The organism is Natrialba sp. PRR66 (assembly GCF_034808065.1).
In the GTDB taxonomy this organism is placed as follows: domain Archaea; phylum Halobacteriota; class Halobacteria; order Halobacteriales; family Natrialbaceae; genus Natrialba; species Natrialba aegyptia.
In genome coordinates, this window is the sequence record NZ_JAXHGN010000176.1 from 1 (window position 1) to 257 (window position 257).

1 protein-coding gene is annotated in these 257 nt (G+C 47.1%); it reads right to left on the minus strand.

Going from position 1 to position 257, the window contains the following annotated elements:
- Positions 1–257 (minus strand): hypothetical protein (locus SM755_RS23900; RefSeq protein WP_323174869.1); only part of this gene is annotated, 257 nt, incomplete at both ends.

Below are 257 nucleotides of genomic sequence, written 5' to 3' on the forward strand. Positions count from 1 at the left end.
GTACACCAAATTGTCAGCTGCTCTATCGCATACACTGTGCCTTATTGCCATTTCAAATTGTCCGTTTCCTGCCTCCGCGTGTACCTGTTCCATTGGAATATCTAGGGAACGAAGTGCAGCAAACATGTCGCGAAGAATAGGAGCTGCGGCATCATATCCTGAGGCAGAACAGTACGGGGTAGAATCGAAAGGCACCAATTCTTCTTTTCCATCTCTAGTTACCGGTCTCAAGAGATAAAACTCTGTCTCAAACCCCG